The organism is Oceanimonas baumannii, from assembly GCF_002245495.1.
Taxonomy (GTDB): domain Bacteria; phylum Pseudomonadota; class Gammaproteobacteria; order Enterobacterales; family Aeromonadaceae; genus Oceanimonas; species Oceanimonas baumannii.
In genome coordinates, this window is sequence record NZ_NQJF01000003.1 from 101,850 (window position 1) to 124,410 (window position 22,561).

The following is a 22,561-nucleotide window of genomic DNA, read 5'->3' on the forward strand; positions in this document are numbered from 1 at the left end:
TCTGATGAGGGAACAATGCGTTCAGGGGCATGGCAGTGGTTATGGTTATTTTGTTGTTTGGCTCTGTTAACGCAAGGGCACTTTCCGTTGCAGTGCGTTGCAAAAAATAATACGAGTATCACCTTACGTTAACAAGGTAGACTTTAGTGTTAACCTCCCGGATACAGATCACAAAAGCCTTTTCTACAGCCGTAAACCTCCGTCCATTTCCAGAATCCGGCCATTAAAGTAATCATTTTCAATAATGTACTGCAGACTGTGCACCAGCTCGTCGGTTTCCGCCAGCCGGCCCGCCGGAATGCGCTGGGTGATACGAGCCATGGCCTCGGGTTTCATCTGCGCGGTCATCTCGGTGGCGATCACCCCGGGAGCAATGCCCGCCACCCGGATGCCAAAGCGAGCCAGTTCACCGGCCCAGCCCACCACCAGCGACGCCACTCCAGCCTTGCTGGCAGCATAGTTGCTTTGCCCCGGATTGCCGGCCCGGGCCACCGAAGAAATATTCACAATCAGGCCGCCCTGCCCCCGCTCAGCCATGATGGCCGCGCCTTCCCGGCCACAGAGAAAGGTACCGGTAAGATTCACCTCCATCACCTGCTGCCAGTCTGACAGGCTCATGTTACGGCAGATGGTGCCATTCTCGCGCTTTACCAGCAAGGCATCGCGCATCAGACCGGCGTTGTTGACCAGCACATCCAGTCCGCCCAGTTCCCGTACGATATGGCTAAAACTGTCAGTCACCTGTCGCTCATTGGCCACATCACACAAGTGCACCGCCACCCGGCTGCCGGTTGCGGCGACCATTTCCCCTGCTTTCGCCAGATCCTGCTCATTATTATCGAGCAACGCCAGCACAGCTCCCTGTCGCCCCAGATGACGGGCCATGGCCATCCCCAGACCGCGACCAGCTCCGGTGATCACCACCACCTTGCCCTTGATATCCATGGTCAGCCTCCTGCTTTCTGCTGGCGATAAAGATAAAACAGACTGGAAAAGTCCAGACTGCCGTTACCCGCCACCTGGTGCAGGCTAAACAAGGCGCGGGCGGCAGAGCCCATGGGAACCGGCGAGCCGCTGGCCTGGCTCAGACTCATGGCCAGGTTAAGATCCTTGCACATCAGCTTGACCTGAAAACCGCCCTGGTAGTGCTGGCTGGCAGGCGCGCTGGCCATCACGCCGGGCACCGGGTTGTAATGCTCCATAACCCAGTTATTACCCGAGCTCTGATGAATGATTTCTGATAATACGTCCGCCTTCAGACCATGATCCAGCCCCAGGCTGAGGGCCTCACAACTGGCGGCCATCTGTGCTGCCAGCAGCAGGTTGTTACACGCCTTGGCAATCTGACCCGCACCGTGAGAGCCGGCATGCAGCACCTTCTGCCCCATCTGCGCCAGCACGGGCCTGGCCTGAGTAAATTGCTCCTCACTGCCCCCAACAATAAACGTCAGGGTGCCGGCCTCAGCCCCGGCGACCCCTCCGGAGACAGGCGCATCCACAAAGTCCAGGCCATGCCCGGCAGCCACCGTGGCCAAGTTCTGCGCCGTTTCCGCCTCAATGGTGGAACAATCGATCACCAGAGAACCCGGAGCCAGATGACCAAACAGGCCATCGTTCCCGGTATACAGCCTGCTCACCTGCTGCCCCTGTTGCAGCATGGAAATCACCAGGGTGGCGTTTTTTACCGCAGCCACCACCGTGTTTGCGGGCGCAGCCCCCAGGTCTGCTGCCCGGCTGACCGCCTCTGACTGCAAATCAAAGGCCTGCACCCGGTGTCCGGCCTTAACCAGGTTTGCGGTCATGGGCAGCCCCATGTTGCCCAGTCCGATAAATGCGATGGTTGCCATAGTGTGCTTCCCCTCAATATAAGCGTGACTTATTTTTATCTGATGTCCGCCAGCGGGCTCAGGCCCCAGGGGGACGCCAACAAGGTGTCAAGCAATGCCGGATCAACCTCATTCAGGCAGGCAAAGGTCCAGGCGGGGTTGTTATCCTTGTCGATCAGCCTTGCCCGTACCCCTTCGGCGAATTCACGAAAGCGGCATAACTGCACCGACAGTGCCAGCTCGGACTGAAATACCTGCGCCAGTGAAAGGTGACGGCTGCGGGCCAGTTGCCGGTGGATCACCGCCATGGCCAGAGGGCTGCCCGCCGCCAGGGTTTGCTGGGCTCGGTTAAACCAGGCATCACTGATATCTGCTTCCAGTATGGCGTTTACCTTGCCAGCCAGACTGTCCTGGTCCATCAATTTACCAATCAGCGCCTGATGCCGGCTCAGGGGAGCGTCGAGCCCGGCAAGCTCGGTTGCCGACTCCGCCTGCAGCTCTCTGAGCACCTCAGCAGCACTGCTGCCGCTCTGTTGCAGACGGGGCCAGAGTTCATTCAGCCGAGCTTCGGCTATAAAGCGGTTGGCCAACCCTAACCAGAGGCTGTCCGCGGCATTAAGCACACAGCCGGTAAGGGCAATAAACTCCCCCAGCCCCGGTGGCAACCGGTTAAGAAACCAGCTGCCGCCCACATCCGGATACAACGCAATGGTTACTTCGGGCATCGCCAGCCGGCTACGCTCGGTGACAATTCGCTGCCCGGAAGCCGTAAACAGCCCCATGCCACCGCCCATCACAATGCCGGCCCCCACGCAGATAACCGGTTTGCCAAAGGTGTGCAATAAATAATCAAGCCGGTATTCCCGCTCAAAAAAAACCGCTGCCGCTGCGGGCACAGTACCCAGCTCCCGCTCACCACAGCCGGTTCGGGCGGCGGCAATGGCCGCGCTCAAGCCCACCACATCACCGCCGGCACAAAAGGCTTTATCCCCTTTTCCTTCCAGCACCACCGCCACCACATCGTCATCATGCTGCCAGCCTTGCAGGGTACTCAGCAGGATTTCTATCATTTCAAGGTTCAGCGCATTGAGCTGAGCCTCCCGCTCCAGCACCAACTGGCCGATCGTACGGCCATCTGCGGAGGGTAATCTGTTCACCCTTACACTCATTCCATCTCCCGACCATTACGCTATGATTGAATCCGAGCCTTACCAGTCACCACCGGCTGCCAGCAGCCGGCGAGCAATCAGCAACTTCATGATTTCATTGGTACCTTCCAGAATACGGTGCACCCGGGTGTCGCGCACATGGCGCTCCAGCGGATATTCCCGAATGTAACCATAGCCGCCATAAAGCTGCAGCGCCTGATCGCAGACGTTAAAACCCACATCGGTCGCAAACCGTTTGGCCATGGCACAATAGGTAGTAGCGTCGGTATGCCCCGCATCCAGACGGCTGGCAGCCAGCCGGACCAGCTGGCGAGCCGCCATCAGCTCAGTCGCCATGTCCGCCAGGGAGAATTGCAATGCCTGAAAGTCCGCCAGCTTCCGGCCAAACTGACTGCGTTCCTGCAGGTAATTGCGCGCCAGGTTCAGCGCCTGCCTCGCCGTCCCTAATGAACAGCTGGCAATATTAATCCGACCACCGTCCAGCCCTTTCATGGCCAGTTTAAAGCCCTCACCTTCCCGCCCCAGCAGCTGATCGGCGGGCACCCTTACGCCGTCAAAGGACACGCTGCAGGTTGGCTGACTGCTCCAGCCCATTTTGTCTTCCGGACGCCCGTATTCAATGCCGGGACTATGAGCATCCAGGGCAAAAGCCGAAATACCATCTGGTCCTTCGCCACCGGTGCGGGCCATCACCACCAGTACCTGGGTGCTTCCCGCTCCCGAGATAAACATCTTGCTGCCGCTGAGTTCATAATCTTCCCCCACCCGTATCGCCCGGGTTTTAAGGGAGGCGGCGTCGGAACCGGCATTGGGTTCGGTCAGGCAGTAAGAGCCAAGCAGCCGACCGCTGGTCATGCCCTCACGCCATTTTTCCCAGACATCTTTCCCGGCACTGCTGGCAATCATCCAGGTCACCATGTTGTGAATGGTGAGAAAAGCGGTGGTGGAGGTGCAGCCCATGGCCAGCCGCTCAAAGATCAGGCTGGCATCCAGCCGGGACAAGCCTAGGCCACCAGCAGCCTCCGGAGTATAGAGGGCGCAAAACCCCAACTCCCCCGCCTGTTGCAGGGTGTCCACCGGAAAGTGATGGTCCCGGTCCCAGTCCGCTGCAAACGGTGCCAGCGCCTTGTCGGCAAACTCCCCCGCCAGCGCCACAAACGCCCGTTGATCTTCATTCAGCTCAAAATCCATATGAACTCCTTTTGGTGATAGCTGAAAGCTTGCCAAAACCTACCTGATAATCCGTGCAAAGCGACGCATCAGCAGGGTTACCTCCGCCGACACGCTTCAAGCCCTTCCATGGGATGCTCGACAAATGCCATCCATGGCATTTGACGGTCGGCTCCGGCAATCCCTGCTACTGCTTCGCGCCAATACCAAGTTGCCTGATAGCAGTCGTCCGGCGATTCTGTGTCAAAGCAGGAGGACAAGGGGTGTCTGCTTCGCCGCACCCGCTGAGCCATGGGTGGGTTTACGACGTGTCGGCGAAGTAGTGCGCCTTGCCCGACAATATTGCACACCCCGGCAGACCATCTTCCCGCCGTGTTTCTCATTTCAGATGAATCGACAGGTTGGGGCCGGTCACCACCTCATCGTCGAACCAGCGGGAAGTCACGGTTTTGGTTTCGGTGTAAAAGCGTACCCCCTGCTTGCCGTAAGCATGCAAATCACCGTAAAAGGAGCCGCGCCAGCCGGTAAAGGAGAAAAATGGCAGCGGCACCGGAACGGGCACATTGATACCCACCTGTCCGACCTGGCTCTCCTGCTGATACTTGCGTGCCGCCGCCCCCGAGGCAGTAAAAATGGAAGTACCGTTACCGTAGGGGTTGGCATTCACCAGGGCAATGGCCTCATCCAGGCTGTCCACTGTCATCAGCAACAGCACGGGGCCGAAGATCTCTTCAGTATAAATCCGCATGGTGGGCGTCACGCCGGCAAACAGAGTAGGCCCCACCCAGTTGCCGTCCGGATGATCGCTGACGATGCAGTTACTACCATCCAGCAGGCAGTCGGCCCCTTCCCGCTTGCCGGCTTCAATCAGCCCCAGCACCCGTTTTTTGGCGGCCTGGCTTATCAGCGGACCATACCCCGCCTTGGGATCGTTCCAGGCCCCCGGACGGACCTTGGCCAGGGCTTCCTTGATCTCGGCGAGCCACGCCTTCGCCTCACCCACCAGTACCCCAACCGAAATGGCCATGCAACGCTGGCCAGCAGCCCCCACCGACGCCCCCACCAGATTGTTAATGGCCTGCTGCTTATTGGCATCCGGCATCACCACCATGTGGTTCTTGGCCCCGGCAAACACCTGTACCCGTTTGAGCCGGTCGGTGGCGGTGCGGTACACATGCCGCCCGGCTCCCACCGAGCCCACAAAAGACACCGCAACAATATCCTCATGGGTCAGCAACTGCTCCGCCACCTCAGCACCGCCGTGCACAACATTAAGCAGGCCGTCAGGGGCACCCGCTTCCCGGAACAGCTTGGCCAGCTCCATCGGCACCAGCGGATCCTGCTCCGAAGGTTTCAGCACAAAAGCATTGCCGCAGGCGATGGCCAGAGGAAACATCCACAGCGGGATCATCGCCGGAAAGTTAAAAGGCGTAATGCCAAGGCACACACCCAGCGGCTGACTGAAGCTGTAGCAGTCCACTCCGGTTGCCACCTCGGCCTGGGTTTCGCCCATTGTCAGTGAAGCCACATGGGCGGCCTGCTCGACCACTTCAATGCCCCGCCACACATCCCCCCGGGCATCTTCCAGGGTCTTTCCGGTATCCTTGCAGAGCAGTCGTGCCAGCTCATCATGTTGTTCCTTGAGCAGCGCCTGATAACGCAGCATCAATCGGGCTCGCTCCGGCACCGGTACCCGCCGCCATTTTGTAAACGCGGCTTTTGCTGCCACCACCGCCAACCTCACCTCATCGCCGGTGGCACACGGCAAGTGAGCAATGACATCTTGCGTGGCCGGGTTGGTTACCTCCAGCCACTGTTTGGTATGGCTTTGCACCATATTGCCGTTTATCAGCAACGGAACCTGATAGGCCATGAAGTCACCTCATTCACACAGTTCAACTGCCAGCGCCGTGGCCTCGCCACCGCCAATACACAGTGCCGCCACACCGCGCTTAAGTCCGCGCCGGCGCAGGGCATGAAGCAGGGTCACCACAATGCGCGCACCGCTGGCACCGATTGGATGGCCCAGTGCGCAGGCCCCTCCATTCACATTAACCCGTTCGGGATCGAGCCCTAACTCACGTATGGCCAGCAGCGTAACCACCGCAAAGGCTTCATTAATTTCAAACAAATCCACCTCACCGGCCTGCCAGCCTTGCTGCTTCAGCAGTTTCTGTATGGCACCAATAGGGGCCAGGGTAAATTCTGCCGGCAACTGCGCATGAGTGGCATGGCCGGCTATTCGCGCCAGCGGCGTCAGACCAAGCTCTTTGGCCCGCACTTCCGTGGTCAGCAGCAGGGCGGCAGCACCATCGGAAATAGAGCTGGAGTTGGCAGCCGTAATAGTGCCCTCTTTAGCGAAGGCAGGCTTAAGCGACGGTATTTTTTCAGGCCGTGCATGACCAGGCTGTTCATCGGTGTCCACCCGCACCTCACCCTGGCGGCCCTTGACCATGACCGGTGCTATTTCGTCACGAAAACCTCCGTCCACCATGGCTCTTTGTGCCCGCTGCAGCGAAGTCATGGCGAACGCATCCATCTCCTGCCGGGTAACCCCGAAATGGTCTGCGGTACGCTGAGCAAAACAACCCATCAGGCCACCTTCATAGGCGTCTTCCAGGCCATCGAGAAACATATGGTCCAGCAGCTGGCCATGGCCCAGGCGCAGTCCGGCTCTGGCTCTGGGTATCAGATAAGGAGCCAGGCTCATGTTTTCCATACCACCGGCGACCATCACCGAGACCGCCCCTGCCAACAGCTGATCATGAGCCAGCATCACAGCCTTCATGCCCGAACCACACATTTTATTTACGGTAGTGCAAGGCACGGATACCGGCAGGCCCGCACCCAGTGCGGCCTGACGAGCCGGGGCCTGCCCCTGCCCGGCGGGCAGCACACACCCCATCACGACCTCCTCCACGTGCCCGGCGGCCACCCTGCTGCGGGCCAGCACGGCACTTATCGCCACCGCTCCCAGGCGGTGGGCCGCCTCATTGCCGAGCGTCCCCATCAAGGCACCCATGGGGGTGCGGGCGGCGGCGGCAATCACAATCCGCTTTTCTGTGCTCATGCAGACCTCATTGCTGAAAATCCGTTACTTGACTAAAGCTTAGCCGGCTACCGCTGACTATAGTTAATGCATTCAAACGAACCCGGTTTATTTCACAGACGGGAGGTAACATGGCCCCATACCCCACCCTGAGCCTTGATCTCGGTGACATGCATACCTTGCTGCGTGAACAGGTAGCCGCTTTTGCGAAAAAGGAAATTACGCCGTTAGCCGAGAGCATCGACCGGGATAATCGCTTTCCCGTTGAGCTCTGGCCCAAACTGGGCGACATGGGGCTGTTTGGCATCACAGTGGAGGAACAATACGGCGGTGTGAATATGGGTTATCTGGCTCATGTGCTGGCCATGGAGGAAATCAGCCGGGCCTCCGCCTCTGTAGGCTTGTCTTACGGCGCGCATTCCAATTTATGCATCAATCAGATCCACCGCCACGGCAACGACGAACAACAGCGCCGCTACCTGCCCGCGCTGCTCAGCGGCGAGCATATCGGTGCCCTGGCCATGTCCGAGCCGGGTGCCGGTTCGGATGTGGTATCCATGAAGCTCAGTGCCCGCCGTGACGGCGACCATTTTGTGCTGAACGGCAACAAAATGTGGATCACCAATGGTCCCGATGCCCAAGTGTTTGTGGTTTATGCCAAAACCGATCCGCAGGCAGACGCCAAGGGCATCAGTGCCTTTATTGTCGAAGCGGGCACCCCCGGCTTTACCCCGGCACAAAAACTCGACAAGCTGGGCATGCGCGGTTCAAACACCTGTGAACTGGTGTTTCAGGACTGCCGGGTGCCCGCCGCTAATCTGCTGGGACCACTGAATGGCGGAGTAGCCGTGCTGATGAGTGGTCTGGACAGCGAGCGTCTGGTCCTGGCCGGAGGGCCACTGGGAATTATGGCGGCCGCTATGGATCTGGTGGTGCCTTATGTGCGCGAGCGCAGGCAGTTTGGCCGGGCCATCGGCGAATTCCAGCTGGTGCAGGGCAAGCTGGCCGATATCTACACCCGCATGAACGCAGCCCGCTGCTACACCTATATGACCGCCATGGCCGCCGACAAAGGCAAACTCAGTCGCCAGGATGCGGCCGGAGCAATCCTGCTGGCGGCAGAAACCGCCACTCAGGTTGCCCTCGACACCATTCAGCTGCTGGGTGGCAACGGCTATATCAACGACTACCCCGCCGGCCGCCTGCTGCGGGATGCCAAGCTTTATGAAATTGGTGCCGGTACCTCGGAGATCCGCCGCATGCTGATCGGCCGGGAGCTGGTACGAGAATCATAAGGAGCCGTGATGACCCAATTCACCAGCCGGGTGCAACCGGCCTCACCGGAGTTTATCGCCCGCCAAAACGCGATGGCAGTAGAGGTTAAGGGCTTACGCGAACAGGTTGCCGCCATCACCATCGGAGGCGACGCTGCAAGCCGGGAACGCCACCAGCGTCGTGGCAAGCTGCTGGTGCGGGAACGCATCAGCGCCCTGCTCGACGATGGCTCCCCCTTTCTCGAGCTGTCGCAGCTGGCGGCACTCAATGTCTATGACGAGCCGGTGCCGGCGGCAGGCATCATCACCGGCATCGGCCGGATACAAGGCGTGGAATGCATGATTGTAGCCAACGATGCCACGGTAAAGGGCGGTACCTATTATCCGCTGACGGTCAAAAAGCACCTGCGCGCACAGGCGATTGCCGAGCGCTGCCGCCTGCCCTGCCTTTACCTGGTGGACTCCGGCGGCGCCCACCTGCCAAGCCAGGATGAGGTGTTTCCCGACCGGGAGCATTTTGGCCGTATTTTTTTCAATCAGGCCCGGCTGTCTGCCGCCGGCATTCCACAGCTGGCGGTAGTGATGGGGCTGTGCACCGCCGGCGGGGCTTATGTTCCGGCCATGGCGGATGAATCCATTATGGTTCGCAACCAGGCCACCATTTTTCTGGGTGGACCACCTCTGGTCAGAGCCGCCACCGGTGAAGTGGTCAGCGCTGAAGAGCTGGGTGGCGCGGGCGTACATACGCAGCAATCCGGTGTGGCGGATCATGCTGCTGACAACGACCGGCATGCGCTGGCCAAGGCCCGCCGGCTGGTTGCCCGTCTCAATTGTTCCCCTGTGCCACCACCGCCTCAGGCCCCCGTTCCTCCCCGTTACCCGGCCGATGAGCTCTATGGCATCGTCGGCACCGATCTGCGCAAACCTTTTGAAGTCCGGGAGGTCATTGCCCGGCTGGTGGACGACTCGATACTGGATGAGTTCAAAAGCAACTATGGCCCCACTCTGGTGACCGGCTTTGCCCATCTGCACGGCTATCCGGTGGGTATTATCGCCAATAACGGCATTCTGTTCAGCGAATCGGCCCAGAAGGGGGCCCACTTTGTCGAACTGTGCTGCCAGCGGGGCATTCCGCTGCTGTTTTTGCAGAATATTACCGGCTTTATGGTGGGCAAAAAGTACGAGGCAGAAGGCATTGCCAAGCACGGAGCCAAACTGGTAACAGCGGTAGCCTGCGCCAGTGTTCCCAAAATAACACTTATTATCGGCGGCAGCTTCGGGGCCGGTAACTACGGAATGTGCGGACGTGCCTACGACCCTGAGTTTTTATGGATATGGCCCAACGCCCGCATTTCGGTCATGGGGGGTGAGCAGGCCGCCGGCGTGCTCGCCACCGTGCGCCGGGATGCCCGGGCGCAGGCCGGTAAAGAGTGGACCGACGACGATGAAGCGGCCTTTAAAGGCCCCATTATCGAGCGTTACGAGCATCAGGGTCACCCCTGGTATGCCAGCGCCCGGTTATGGGACGATGGCGTGATCGATCCCAAAGACAGCCGCGCCGTACTGGCCATGAGCCTGGCGCTCGCAGGCAACCGCCCACCGGCACCCACCCGCTTTGGGGTATTCCGCATGTAAGGAGATACCATGTCTGAACCTGTCCTGTTACAACAGACAAGCAAAGGGGTGTGGGAGCTGGTACTGAATAACCCCGACCGCCACAATGCCCTGAACGAAACCACCATCGACGCTTTTCACCGCTGTCTTGAGCTGGCCGGGACCAAGCCGGATCTGCGCCTGCTAATACTGAAAGCCGAGGGAAAACACTTTTGTTCGGGGGCTGATCTGGGCTGGATGCAACGAGCAGCGGCATTAAGTCCCGAGGAAAACCGTACTGATGCAGGACGGCTGGCAGAGCTGTTATGGCGGTTGAACCGTTTTCCTCACCCTACCCTGGCGCTGGTACAGGGAGCGGCTTTCGGCGGAGCACTGGGGTTGATATGTGCCTGTGATGTCGTGGTAGCCGCTGCCGATGCCCGCTTCAGCCTTAGCGAAACCCGGCTGGGGCTGATTCCCGCCACCATTGCCCCTTATGTATTACCGGTGCTGGGCGAACGCCAGGCCCGGCGTTATATGCTCAGCGCCGAAGTGATCAACGCCGCCGACGCCCAACGGCTCGGGCTGGTGCATAAAATAGCAGAACATTCCCTGGCACAGACTGCCGCGGCCATGGCCTCTGCCCTGCTGCGGGGCGGGCCTTGTGCCCAGCGCGCAGCCAAAGCACTGATCCGGGACTACACCAGCCGGCCTTTGGACAGAGCCCTTAGCAACGACAGTGCCTGCCGGCTGGCCGCCCTGCGCATCACCGGTGAAGCTCAGGAGGGGCTTGCCGCCTTTCTGGAGAAGCGTACACCGGACTGGGAGGACGAGCATGCTGACTAAACTGCTGGTGGCGAACCGGGGCGAGATTGCTTGCCGGGTACTCAGTACTGCGCGTCGTCTGGGACTGCAAACCGTGGCCGTGTATTCCGATGCCGATCGTCATGCCCGGCATGTCACTCTGGCCGACGAAGCCTGGCATCTGGGTCCGGCACCGGCGGCAGACAGCTATCTTAATCAGGCAGCGTTACTGGACATTGCCGGCAGCTGCGGTGCCGATGCGGTGCATCCGGGTTACGGCTTTCTGTCGGAACATGCCGGCTTTGCTCAGGGGTGTGCCGAGGCTGGCCTGGTGTTTGTAGGGCCTCCTCCTGCCGCCATTGCCGCCATGGGCGACAAGGCCGCCGCCAAGACGCTGATGGCCGGTGCCGGAGTCCCTCTGGTGCCCGGCTATCATGGTGAGGAGCAGAGTCATGAGCGGCTGCAGCGTGAAGCAGATGACTGCGGCTACCCGCTGCTACTCAAGGCGGTCGCCGGCGGTGGCGGCAAGGGCATGCGCATTGTGCACAGCCCCGCCGGCTTTGATGAGGCGCTGGCCGCCGCCCGGCGCGAAGCCAAGTCGTCTTTCGGCAACGACGCCATGCTGCTGGAGCACTACCTGCCCGAGGCGCGTCATGTGGAAGTACAGGTATTCTGCGACAGTCATGGCAACGGCCTGTATCTTTCCGAGCGTGACTGTTCGGTGCAACGTCGTCATCAGAAGATTCTGGAAGAGGCCCCTGCCCCCGGGCTGACTTCTGCCATCCGCTCCGCCATGGGTGAAGCAGCGGTGCGGGCCGCTCAAGCCATCGGCTATTGTGGGGCTGGCACGGTGGAGTTTCTCTATACCGCAGACGGCCACTTCTTCTTTATGGAAATGAACACCCGGCTACAGGTAGAGCACCCGGTGACCGAGATGATTACCGGACTCGATCTGGTGGAGTGGCAGTTGCGCACGGCGGCAGGCCAGCCTCTGCCGCTGACCCAGGAACAAGTGACCCTTCGCGGACACGCCGTGGAGGCCCGAATCTACGCCGAAGACACCGGACATGATTTCCTGCCCGCTTCCGGCACTCTGTATGCGTTGCACCCGCCGCCGCTCTCAAACAAGGTACGCCTCGACACCGGCGTGCGACAAGGGGATCAGGTAGGCATTTATTATGATCCGCTGATCGCCAAACTGATCGTGCACGATCACAACCGTGAAGCCGCCCTTGCCGGCCTTGCCCGGGCACTGGAGCAGTATCGCATCGGCGGCGTCAAAACCAATATCGGCTTTTTGCACCGCTTGTGCCAGCAACCAGCATTTCGGGCCGGTGAGCTGCATACCCGTTTTATCGAGCAACACCGCCACAGCCTGTTTCCGGCTCCCGGGTTGTCAACCGGTGAAGTGCTGGCAATGGCCGCCCTGGCTTATGCCCTCAGCCTGCCTAAGCCCGGGGATGCACCCTTTGCCACCAGCACCGGCTGGCGTCTGAATCAAGCGGCGGAATACCGGCTGCGACTGGAATACCTGAATGATGTCCATGAGGTAAACCTGACCGCCTCGGCTAACGGCTGGCGAGCACAAGTGAGCGAACAAGAGCATGAACTTAGCGGGGAGCTGAGCGGAGAAGGATTGCAGCTGAACCTCAACGGTGACCGGATTGGTCTGCATGTCGCTCTGCATGATAAGCACATCTGGCTGTTTTACCGGGGCGAGCGCTTTGATCTGCGCCGGGTGGCCGACGACACCGGTGCCGGCCATGCCATCGCCGGCGACAGTCTCACAGCCCCCATGCCCGGGCTGGTGGCCGAGCTGAAGGTGGCCGAAGGCGACGAGGTGGCTGAAGGCCAGTCTCTGCTGGTACTGGAAGCCATGAAGATGGAGCATCCCATACGCGCTCCCATGGCGGGGCGGGTCGCGGAAATTCACTTTCGCGCCGGCGACCAGGTAAATGAAGGAGACGAGCTGTTAAGGCTGAAACCCCATGATTAAGCAAGGTGCGTTGGTCGTCACTCCGCGAAGGCGGTCCATAAAGACAACTCTGGGCTCCCGCCTTCACGGAATCACCCCTGTTTTCTCTCCGGCACACAAGGGAGAAACCCCGAATGGATAGCGTCAAACTGGTGGAAATGGGCCCGCGGGACGGCCTGCAAAATGAACCGGCTCTCGTGCCTGCTGCCATTAAGATAGAACTGGTGGAGCGACTGGCGGACTGCGGTTTTGCTTATATCGAGGCAGCCAGCTTTGTTTCCCCCAGGCGGATACCACAAATGGCTGACAGCAGCGGGGTATTAACAGGCATTCGCCGCCGTGAGGGAGTCGTGTATTCGGCGCTCACCCCCAACCTGCAAGGGCTGCAAGCGGCCTTGGCCGCCGGTGCCGACGAGGTAGCGGTGTTTACCGCCGCCTCGGAACGCTTTTGCCAAAGAAACATCAACTGCTCAGTGGCAGAGAGCCTTGAGCGCTTTGCGCCGGTGCTGCAACTGGCCCATGAGCGAGGAGTTCGGGTACGGGGATATGTCTCCACCGTACTCGGCTGCCCCTATGAAGGAAACATTGCCCCCGCTGCCGTGGCCCGGGTGGCAGGAGCACTGTATCGCCTGGGCTGCCATGAAATTTCGCTGGGGGACACCATCGGTACCGGTACTCCCCGAGCGGCGGTGGCCATGCTGTCGGCGGTACGTCAGGAGGTACCACTGGTGAGGCTGGCAGCCCACTTTCACGATACTTACGGCCAGGCCCTGGCCAACCTGTATGCGTTGCTGGAGCAGGGTCTGCGCATTATCGACAGCTCGGTAGCGGGCCTGGGAGGCTGCCCCTATGCGCACGGCGCCACCGGTAATGTGGCCAGCGAGGACGTGGTCTACCTGCTGCACGGCCTGGGCCTGGAAACAGGAGTGGATCTCGACCGGCTGGTGGCTACCGGTCGCTGGGTAAGCCTGCAACTGGGCCGGGAAAACGGTTCTAAAACCGGGCGAGCCTGGAATGGATAAAGCTGGGAGCATCGTACAGCGCGGTTGCGCGACGGAGCGTACAGGGAGGTATTCACAGCATGCCGGAGAAGCTGTGCGCTTTGGCTGACGCAAGTGCACAATACTGCTGGCGCCTGTATATAACGAAAAAAAGGGAGCCGAAGCTCCCTTTTTGATGTCTTGCTCGATAACCGATTACTGGTTAACGAATTCCACACCTTTCTGGATGTCGCCACGCAGGGTTTCCAGCATGCCATCCATTGCAGCCTGTTCAAAGGCGCTGATTTCACCGTAAGGCAGTACTTTTTCTACGCCATTCTTGCCGAGCAGTACCGGCTGAGCGAAGAAAACAGCGTGCTCGCTGCCGCCGTCCACATAGGTGCACTCAACCACATTGGCTTCACCCTGCATGGCCTTGACCAGAGACAGAGCGAAACGGCAGGCAGCCTGACCCATGGACAGGGTGGCGGAGCCGCCGCCGGCCTTGGCTTCAACCACTTCGGTACCGGCGTTCTGAATGCGGTAGGTCAGCTTCTCGATTTCCTCATCAGAGAAGGAAGCGCCTTCCACCTGAGACAGCAGCGGCAGAATGGTCACGCCGCTGTGGCCACCGATAACGGGAACCTTAACGTCGGATACGTTCAGACCCTTGGCTTCGGCCACGAAGGTCTCGGCGCGGATCACGTCCAGGGTAGTGATACCGAACAACTTGTTCTTGTTGTACACACCGGCCTTTTTCAGCACTTCGGCGGCGATCGGCACAGTCGTGTTCACCGGGTTGGTGATGATACCGATGCAGGCCTGAGGACAGGCAGCGGCGGCTTTTTCGATCAGGTTCTTAACGATACCGGCGTTCACGTTGAACAAGTCGGCACGATCCATGCCCGGCTTACGGGCTACACCGGCGGAGATCAGCACGATGTCGGCACCGGTCAGGGCCGGAGTAGGATCTTCACCGCCAAAACCAACCACATTAACCGCAGTGGGGATGTGGCTCAGATCGGCAGCTACGCCGGGAGTGACGGGAGCGATATCGTACAGGCTCAGTTCAGAACCGGCAGGCAGGTTGTTCTTCAACAGCAAAGCGAGAGCCTGACCGATACCACCGGCAGCTCCTAGTACGGCAACTTTCATAACTGAACTCCGTTTATTATTGAATAGTTATACGTTTCCTGGGCCCTAGCAAAATAGCGAAAGCGCGCTTTAAACACAATGCCCGGACCCATCAAATGTAATGGTTATGTGAGCCAACGCAGCTCAACAACCCTGGTGCGTACCCCCATGGCACAAAGCAGACAGGGGGCGCTGCTACCGCATGTGGCATCACGTTACCCCTGCTGCTGGAAGGCCAGAGCACGGCGCTCCAGCAGACGAAACAACCAGGTCAGCAGACTGTTCATCAGCAGGTAAATGGCACCGGCCACACCAAACACCGCCAGCGTGTCATAAGTTTGCCCGTTGATACGCTGGGCCAGGCCCATGATGTCCATAATGGAGATAGTACTGGCCAGAGAGCTGCCCTTGAGCACCAGCACCACTTCATTGGAATAGGCAGGAATCACCCGGCGCATGGCATGACGCAACTTAACATTCAGCGTTTGCCACTCATTCATGCCCAGTGCACGGCAGGCCAGGGTTTCCCCTTTGGGAACCGCGTCCAGCGCCCCTTTAAACAGCCGGCAGGTATAGGCTCCGGCATTCATGCCCAACGCCAGAATGGCGCAGAACATGGGCTCACGCAAATAGGCCCAGGCCCAGCTTTGCTTCACCCAGTCAAACTGGGCCGGACCGTAATAAATCAGAAAAATCTGAACCAGCAAAGGCGTTCCTGTAATCAGCAACAGATAGCCTTCTGCCAGCCAGTGCAGTACCGGTGTCCGCCGGTCCAGCACCCAGGTGAGCAACAAGGCGATCACCAGCCCCAGCAACAGACCGGACGCCGTAATAAGCAGCGTGATCTGCAAGCCATCCAGCAGGATCTGGGAATAATCGAGCAATTTAGTCATAACGGGTTACCCTCGCCTGCAGTCGTTTCAGGCCCTGCTGGCTGATCAGGGTAATCACCAGATAAACCAGTGCCGCCAGCGCATACCAGGTAAAAGGCTCATACGTACTGGCCGCCGCCGACTTGGCCTGATGCATCAGATCATGCACACCAATCAGCGACACCAGGGCGGTATCCTTAAGCAATACCAGCCACTGGTTACTCAGCCCCGGCAGGGCATGTCGCCAGGTTTGCGGTAACACGATACGAAAAAAAGTATACAACGGCGGTAGTCCCAGCGCCTGGGCCGCCTGCCGCTGACCACGGGAGACCGCATTCAGTGCTCCCCGCAGGGTTTGCGCGGAATAGGCGGCAAACAACAGCGACAACGCAGTAACCCCGCACCAGAACGGGCTGAATTCAATATATTCGCCGGTCAGTAAAAACAATACCTGAGTGGAGCCGAAGTAGATAAAAAACACCACCAGAATTTCCGGCAGGCCACGCAGCACAGTGGTAAGGGTAAACGCCGGCAGCCGAAGCAGCCGCCAGCGGCTCATTTCGGCACCGCACAACAGGACGGCGAGTACCATACCCACCGCCAGCGATACCAATGCCAGCCCGAGCGTCATCAGGCCGGCATTCAATAAATGATTCATCATCTTACTTGGGGAAGTATTTGCCGTAGAGGCTGTCGTAGGTGCCGTTTTCCTTCAGCTCGGCCAGTCCCTGGTTCAGCTTGTCGAGCAGCGCCTGGTTGCCTTTGGTCACCGCAATACCAAAACCGGTGCCGAAGTAATTGGCATCGGTAACGGACTCACCCATCACGGCATAACCACTGTTTTTGCTCAGCCAGTCACCCACTACGGCGGTATCAGCAAACACCGCTTCAACACGACCGTTGGTCATGTCCAGCAGACCGTCCTGCACACTTTGATAAGGACGTGACTTAAGGCCTTCACCTTCCAGCTTGTCCTGAATGTATTTTTGATGGGAAGTGCCGTTCTGCACGCCCACAGTCAGACCTTTCAGCTCATCAACGCTGCTGTATTTGCCGACAGGAGCCACAAATACGGCGGAGTTTTCGTAGTAAATATCGCTGAAATCAACCTGCTCGGTGCGTTCGGGGGTGATATCCATCGCGGCAATCGCAGCATGGTAACGTTTGAATTTAAGGCTGGGGATCAGGCTGTCAAAAGCCTGGTTGTGAAAACTGCACTCCAGCTCCGCCACCTCGCACAGCGCCCTGGCCAGCTCAATATCAAAGCCCTGCATTTCGTTGTTGTCATCAACAAACTCAAAGGGAGGGTAAGCCGCGTTGGTCACAAACTTGACTTCCTCGGCCAGAGCAGCAGTGCTGCCAAACGTCGCCAGCAGAGCGATAGACAACAGGGTCTTTTTCATGAGTATATCCTTATTAATGAGTCAGAAATTCCGCCAGACGCTGAGTCTGAGGATGATCAAGCAAGGCTGCATCGCCATATTCCACCAGCTTGCCCTGCTCAAGGTACGCCACTTTGGTGGCCACCCGGCGGGCAAAGTTGACTTCGTGGGTCACTATAACCTGAGTGATGCCGGTTTTGCCCAGTTGCAAAATAATCTCGGCCACTTCTTTGGTAATTTCCGGATCCAGTGCCGCCGTGGGCTCGTCAAACAGCAGCACCTGCGGGTTCATCATCAGCGCCCTGGCAATCGCCACCCGCTGCTGTTGTCCTCCGGACAGAGCGCCGGGCCAGGCATGACGCTTGTCGGCCAGTTTGAGCTGCTCCAGCAACTGCACGGCTTTTTGCTGGGCATCAACCTTGCTCATGCCCAGCACTTTAAGTGGGGCCTCCAGCAGGTTTTGCTCAACGGTCAGGTGAGGCCAGAGATGATATTGCTGAAATACCATGCCTACCTTACCCCGCAGCAGCTGGGCCCGCTTGGCCAGACGGCTGTTATTATCGGCGGGAAAAGTGAACTGCTCTCCAACAATGGAAAGTGTGCCGGCATCCGGAACATCCAGCAGGTTCATCAGTCTTAGCAAAGAACTTTTTCCTGCTCCACTGGGGCCAAGTAGTACTAATGTCTCTCCGGCATCGCATTGCAACGAAACCTGGCTTAAAATTTCCTGGCCGGACCAGGACTTGCTTATGCCGCTGAATTCTATGCCCATGCGCTATATTCACTTCATCTGTCAGAGTCTTTGGCTGATTTTATTTTGCATTATTGTTAATGCAAGCTAATTTTGCATCTTTATGCAAGATAAATGACTATTCCTTGATAAAACCCCATAACGGATAGACAATATGTCCCATTCACTCACGCTTGGTCGACTGCAAAAAATGAACGAAAAACAGGAACAGCTGGTCAAGGCGTTTAAAGCGCTGCTAAAAGAAGAGCGCTTCGGCTCTCAGGCGGAAATCGTCAATGCCCTGCAGGAACTCGGGTTCGAGAACATCAACCAGTCCAAGGTATCCCGCATGCTCAGCAAATTCGGTGCCGTGCGGACCCGCAATGCCAAAATGGAAATGGTGTATTGCCTGCCAGTCGAGCTGGGCGTTCCAACCAGTAGCAGCCAGCTTAAAAACCTGGTGCTGGACGTAGGTCATAACAGCGCACTGATCGTGATACACACCAGCCCCGGCGCGGCTCAGCTGATTGCCCGCATGCTCGACTCCCTGGGCCGGGCCGAAGGTATTCTCGGCACCATTGCCGGTGACGACACTATCTTTATTACCCCCACGATGGAAACGCCCATCGAAGAGCTGTATCAGAGCGTACTGGAACTGTTCGAGCAATACGTCTGACGCCTGCGGCAAGCTCGAAGTGCGAAAACAGCAGTGTGGTTGTATCACGCCTCGCACGTCGAGCCCCTCAGGGTATCCGCGTCAAATGCCATCCTGGCATTTGACGGTCGGCTCTTGCCTGGCTCAATATCAATGCTGCAGGTAACGGCTTACGGCCACTAACTATCCATATCCAGTAGCGAATAAGCTCAACTTACTTAGAGCAGCCACTCACTCCCCTGCCCGTTCCAGCCATCCCTCAGAAGGTGCAAAAAATGCGGCCCCGGTCTCCGGGCGGGTGAACAGGGTAAGGTGATCAAAATGCCCTTCTTCATCTCCCCGGTACATACTTTCCAGCATCCGGGTAAAGTGCAGTGGCGTACGGCAGCAGGAAATAAACACCAGCCCCTGCTCAGTGGCACTGCCCCAGGGCATACTCTGACGCAGAATTTCCATACTGTTACCGGCGGCGTCTTTCAGGCTGGTACGCTTGGTATGAGCAGTGGGAGCCTTGTCGGCAGAGGCAAATTCGATATTGTCAGCCTTCGTACGCCCGTAAACCTTTTCCTGTGACGTCAGACTCAGTTTTTGCCAGCGAGCCATACGATGGTGATAGCGCTGTACATGCACATAACTGCCACCGGCAAAGGGGCCTTCCGCCACCAGCGCCACTTCGGCCCTGTGTTCACCTTCTGGGTTTTCGGTACCGTCCACAAAGCCGGTCATGTCACGGCAGTCAAGATAACGAAAGCCCTGACGTTCGTCCTTCAGCTCTGTCAGGCTGGCCAGCAACGCCATCACACGCTGCGCGGCGATATAGGCAACATCAAGGCGATCGGCGCGCAACTGAAAGAACAGATCGACAGGGGTTTCGGGAGCCGAACGGTCTCCTTCTCCCTGGGCAGGAAAGGCAGTCAGCTCATTCGGCCGCGCCTGCGGATAGAGCCCGTCCCAGGCCTCATTGCCGATAGCCACCAGGCCGGAAAAGGCCGCCTCGGGATAAGTCTGTTTCAGCTCCTCCCATAATGCAGGCACGGCTTTGAGCTTTTCCCGCACCTCGCTCTGGCAGCCAGGCTGAATATTGAAAAACAGGTAATAAGCGTGAAGGTTGGGTTCGGCGCAAATGCCGGCTTGTGCAGTCATACTGTGCTCTTCCGTTGCTTCGAGAGCATCCAGTATAACGGCAAAAGCAAGGACTGGGGACAGTGCCAGTCCCTAATTGCGACGCTTAGGCTACTTCCCGCTGACGTTCAGCATGGTCGGGGAAAAAGGTCAGGGCATGGGGCGTAATGCTCACCTGCACCTGGCTCACAGCCGGCAGTGGCTCGTTGACACTCACTTCCAGCACCAGCCCCTGACATTCCACCAGACAACGGGTGTGGGCTCCCAAAAACTGCTGCTCCAGCACGCGGCCATTACCCTGCTCGGCTTCCGAAAGCTGTATCTGACGCGGACGTAATAACAGCTGCCCTTCACTGCCGGGGGCAGCTTCAATCGCCAGCTCACTGACAATCGGCCCCATTGGTGTCACCAGCGTATGGTGGTCATGAACCCTGGCCGGCACATAATTGCTCTGGCCAAGAAAATCGGCGACAAAAGGCGTCTGGGGTTGCTGATAAAGCGTCTGCGGCCTTCCCACCTGCTCAATATGACCTTCCCGAAACAACGCCAGCTTGTCGGAAAAAGCAAATGCTTCTTCCTTGCTATGAGTAACAAAAATGGCACTGATACCCTGCTCCTTCAGCAGGGCACGAATTTCCCCAATCAGGCGCATGCGCACCTGAGTATCGATATTGGAAAACGGCTCATCCAGCAACATCAGCTGTGGCTTACAAATAAGAGCCCGGGCAATGGCCACCCGTTGTTGCTGTCCACCAGACAACTGATGCGGATAGCGATCACCCAGACCGGCCAGGTTGACCAGATCCAGCACCTCTTCTACCCGCTTGTGAATAAGCGCCTTGTTGCTTTCCTTGCTCTGTAATCCAAACGCTACGTTCTGTGCCACATTCAGGTGAGGAAACAGTGCATAGTCCTGGAAGATCATGCCGATATTACGCTCTTCCGGCACTACCGCCCGGCCGTTCGCATTCACCGGCTGTCCATTAATGGCAATCTCTCCCCTGCTCACCGGCAGCAGGCCGGCTACGGCTTTCAGCAAAGTGGTTTTACCACAGCCACTGGCCCCCAGCAGGCACATGATCTCATTACTTTCCACCTGCAACGACAGCCCGTCCAGCACCGGCTTGCCGTTATAACTGCAACAAATGTCGTGAATAGTCAGTGCTGCCATCAGTGATGTTGCTCCAATGAACGGTTCAGGAAAATCAGTGGAATAAGACCGACCAGTACAATCACCACTGCGGGCAAGGCGCCCAGCTCCAGTTGTTCATCAGAGACAAACTGATAGACATAGGTAGCCAGGGTCTGAAAGTTAAAGGGTCTGAGCAGCAGCGCAGCCGGCAACTCTTTCATGCATTCAATAAAAACCAGCAATGCGCCGGCCAGCATGCCCTTGCGAATAAGGGGCAGGTGAACCCTCCGGATCATGGCTGCCGGACCATACCCCATGGTCTGGGTCACCATGTCCAGCGACGGCGATACCTTGTTCAGACTGCTTTCGACCGCGCCGACAGCCATGGCACCGAACCGCACCAGATAACCAAAAGCAATGGCGGTCATGGTCCCGGTCAGCAAGAGCCCCGGCTCCGGCAGCTTCAGCCACAACGCCAGGTCGTTGATGGCAAAGTCCATCATGGTCAGCGGCACCAGCACACCAATGGCCAGTACGGTACCGGGCAGGGCGTAGCCCATGGACGCCAGCCGCATTGGCAGGGCAGTATAGCGTTTACCTTTAAGACGGTGGGTCATGCCCAGCAGCAGCGCCATGGCCAGCGCCAGCACCGCCACCACCACGGACAATAACAGGCTGTTCACACTGTATTCGAAAAAGCGGCTGTTCCAGGCCTGATCGAAATAACGCACCGCGTGATAACAAAGAATGACAAAGGGCAGCAGGAAGCCCAGGCCAACCAGGCTCCAGCAAAACGTCAGTGCCGCCCACTTGCGCAGGCCGGTCAGGCGGTAGCCACCGTCCTGTTCGTGCCCCATATTTTTCTGAAACACCTGCTGGCGCTTTCGGCTCATGCGCTCCATGCTCAGTAACAGCATCACCACCAGCAGCATAATGGCAGAAATCTTTGCGGCCGCCTGCAGACTGCCATAGCCCAGCCAGGTGTCATATACCGCCGTGGTCAGGGTGTTAACGGCAAAAAAGTTAACCGTACCGAACTCGGCCAGGGTCTCCATCGCCACCAGCGACAACCCCACCGCAATGGCCGGCCTGGCCAGGGGCAGGCTGACCCGGCGAAAGCTTTGCCAGGGGGAGCACCCCAGCAGGCGGCTGGACTGGATCAGGCTGGTAGACTGCTCGAGAAAGGCCGTACGGCCCAGCAGATAGACATAGGGATACAGCACCAGCCCCATGACCAGCGCGGCCCCGCCAAGGGTACGAATAGGTGGGAAGAAATAATCGCTGGCCGACTCCCAGCCAAACCACTGCCGCAGCGCCAGCTGCACCGGCCCGGAGTAATCGAGCAAGTCGGTATAAACAAAGGCCACGATGTAAGACGGCATAGCCAGAGGCAGGATCAGTGCCCATTGCAGCAAGCGCTTACCAGGCAGCTCGCACATAGCCATCAGCCATGCCGCGGGCAAGCCGGCTAGCAGGCTTAGCCCCATTACCAACAGCACCAGCCAGAAGGTATTACCAATATAGGCCGGAAGCACAGAAGCCCACAGATGACGGAAGATGTCTTCTGCGGGCAACAGGGCTTCAATAACCAATGCCAGAACCGGCAAAGTCAGCACCAGGGCAATGACCCAACTGCTGACCGTCCAACCATATCTTTTCATGTACTACTCAAAACGGGGGCGAACCCCCGTCTT

Annotated in this window: 20 protein-coding genes; 6 read left to right on the forward strand and 14 right to left on the reverse strand. The window is 58.5% G+C overall.

Annotated features, from left to right (window positions below; genetic code table 11):
• Positions 1-183: 183 nt before the first annotated feature.
• From B6S09_RS04375 to B6S09_RS04400, 6 genes are all read right to left on the reverse strand, one after another.
• Positions 184-945, reverse strand: coding sequence for an SDR family NAD(P)-dependent oxidoreductase (locus tag B6S09_RS04375; protein WP_094277285.1), 762 nt, complete (start codon positions 943-945; stop codon positions 184-186).
• A gap of 2 nt (positions 946-947) precedes the next feature.
• Complete coding sequence (mmsB, locus tag B6S09_RS04380) at positions 948-1,847, reverse strand: 3-hydroxyisobutyrate dehydrogenase (RefSeq protein ID WP_094277286.1); 900 nt, start codon at positions 1,845-1,847, stop codon at positions 948-950.
• A gap of 35 nt (positions 1,848-1,882) precedes the next feature.
• A complete protein-coding gene (locus B6S09_RS04385; RefSeq protein WP_244900099.1) occupies positions 1,883-2,983 on the reverse strand; it encodes an enoyl-CoA hydratase/isomerase family protein in 1,101 nt (366 codons plus the stop codon).
• A gap of 51 nt (positions 2,984-3,034) precedes the next feature.
• Positions 3,035-4,186, reverse strand: a complete 1,152-nt coding sequence (locus B6S09_RS04390) for an acyl-CoA dehydrogenase family protein (protein ID WP_094277288.1) — start codon at positions 4,184-4,186, stop codon at positions 3,035-3,037.
• Between the two features lie 358 nt (positions 4,187-4,544).
• Positions 4,545-6,038, reverse strand: coding sequence for a CoA-acylating methylmalonate-semialdehyde dehydrogenase (locus B6S09_RS04395; RefSeq protein ID WP_094277289.1), 1,494 nt, complete (start codon positions 6,036-6,038; stop codon positions 4,545-4,547).
• Between the two features lie 9 nt (positions 6,039-6,047).
• Positions 6,048-7,235, reverse strand: coding sequence for an acetyl-CoA C-acyltransferase (locus B6S09_RS04400; RefSeq protein WP_094277290.1), 1,188 nt, complete (start codon positions 7,233-7,235; stop codon positions 6,048-6,050).
• Between the two features lie 110 nt (positions 7,236-7,345).
• On the opposite strand from B6S09_RS04400, the gene B6S09_RS04405 reads away from it, so the two are divergent.
• The 5 genes from B6S09_RS04405 to B6S09_RS04425 all read left to right on the forward strand — a co-directional run bounded on the left by B6S09_RS04405 (position 7,346) and on the right by B6S09_RS04425 (position 13,882).
• Entirely contained in the window at positions 7,346-8,509 is a 1,164-nt protein-coding gene (locus B6S09_RS04405; protein ID WP_094277291.1) for an isovaleryl-CoA dehydrogenase, read from the forward strand.
• A 9-nt stretch (positions 8,510-8,518) separates the two neighbouring features.
• A complete protein-coding gene (locus B6S09_RS04410; RefSeq protein WP_094277292.1) occupies positions 8,519-10,123 on the forward strand; it encodes a carboxyl transferase domain-containing protein in 1,605 nt (534 codons plus the stop codon).
• A 9-nt stretch (positions 10,124-10,132) separates the two neighbouring features.
• Positions 10,133-10,927 carry an enoyl-CoA hydratase-related protein gene (locus B6S09_RS04415; RefSeq protein WP_094277293.1) on the forward strand — a complete coding sequence of 265 codons (795 nt, stop codon included), beginning with the start codon at positions 10,133-10,135 and terminating at the stop codon, positions 10,925-10,927.
• On the forward strand, positions 10,917-12,881 hold the full coding sequence (locus tag B6S09_RS04420) for an acetyl/propionyl/methylcrotonyl-CoA carboxylase subunit alpha (protein WP_094277294.1): 1,965 nt from the start codon (positions 10,917-10,919) through the stop codon (positions 12,879-12,881). The genes B6S09_RS04415 and B6S09_RS04420 overlap by 11 nt, the downstream gene beginning before the upstream one ends.
• Before the next feature lie 113 nt (positions 12,882-12,994).
• Positions 12,995-13,882: a hydroxymethylglutaryl-CoA lyase gene (locus B6S09_RS04425; protein WP_094277295.1), complete on the forward strand. Its 888-nt coding sequence runs from the start codon at positions 12,995-12,997 to the stop codon at positions 13,880-13,882.
• 174 nt (positions 13,883-14,056) lie between these two features.
• Here B6S09_RS04425 and mdh read toward each other — a convergent pair whose 3' ends face one another.
• The 5 genes from mdh to B6S09_RS04450 form a co-directional block, all read right to left on the reverse strand.
• Entirely contained in the window at positions 14,057-14,995 is a 939-nt protein-coding gene (gene mdh / locus B6S09_RS04430) for a malate dehydrogenase (RefSeq protein ID WP_094277296.1), read from the reverse strand.
• Positions 14,996-15,189: 194 nt separating this feature from the next.
• Positions 15,190-15,858 (reverse strand): arginine ABC transporter permease ArtM, encoded by a 669-nt coding sequence (artM, locus tag B6S09_RS04435; protein ID WP_424991643.1) that lies wholly within the window; start codon positions 15,856-15,858, stop codon positions 15,190-15,192.
• A 1-nt stretch (position 15,859) separates the two neighbouring features.
• Entirely contained in the window at positions 15,860-16,507 is a 648-nt protein-coding gene (gene artQ, locus B6S09_RS04440) for an arginine ABC transporter permease ArtQ (RefSeq protein WP_094277298.1), read from the reverse strand.
• A gap of 1 nt (position 16,508) precedes the next feature.
• Entirely contained in the window at positions 16,509-17,249 is a 741-nt protein-coding gene (locus tag B6S09_RS04445; RefSeq protein WP_094277299.1) for a transporter substrate-binding domain-containing protein, read from the reverse strand.
• Positions 17,250-17,262: 13 nt separating this feature from the next.
• Positions 17,263-18,000 carry an ATP-binding cassette domain-containing protein gene (locus B6S09_RS04450; RefSeq protein ID WP_094277300.1) on the reverse strand — a complete coding sequence of 246 codons (738 nt, stop codon included), beginning with the start codon at positions 17,998-18,000 and terminating at the stop codon, positions 17,263-17,265.
• Positions 18,001-18,133: 133 nt separating this feature from the next.
• On the opposite strand from B6S09_RS04450, the gene argR reads away from it, so the two are divergent.
• Positions 18,134-18,634 carry a transcriptional regulator ArgR gene (argR, locus tag B6S09_RS04455; RefSeq protein ID WP_228212203.1) on the forward strand — a complete coding sequence of 167 codons (501 nt, stop codon included), beginning with the start codon at positions 18,134-18,136 and terminating at the stop codon, positions 18,632-18,634.
• 210 nt (positions 18,635-18,844) lie between these two features.
• On the opposite strand, the gene B6S09_RS04460 is transcribed toward argR, so the two are convergent.
• From B6S09_RS04460 to B6S09_RS04470, 3 genes are all read right to left on the reverse strand, one after another.
• Positions 18,845-19,756, reverse strand: coding sequence for a Dyp-type peroxidase (locus B6S09_RS04460; protein WP_094277301.1), 912 nt, complete (start codon positions 19,754-19,756; stop codon positions 18,845-18,847).
• 85 nt (positions 19,757-19,841) lie between these two features.
• Positions 19,842-20,906 carry an ABC transporter ATP-binding protein gene (locus tag B6S09_RS04465; protein WP_094277302.1) on the reverse strand — a complete coding sequence of 355 codons (1,065 nt, stop codon included), beginning with the start codon at positions 20,904-20,906 and terminating at the stop codon, positions 19,842-19,844.
• Positions 20,906-22,528, reverse strand: coding sequence for an ABC transporter permease (locus B6S09_RS04470; protein ID WP_094277303.1), 1,623 nt, complete (start codon positions 22,526-22,528; stop codon positions 20,906-20,908). Before B6S09_RS04470 ends, B6S09_RS04465 begins: the two co-directional genes overlap by 1 nt.
• Positions 22,529-22,561 lie beyond the last annotated feature (33 nt).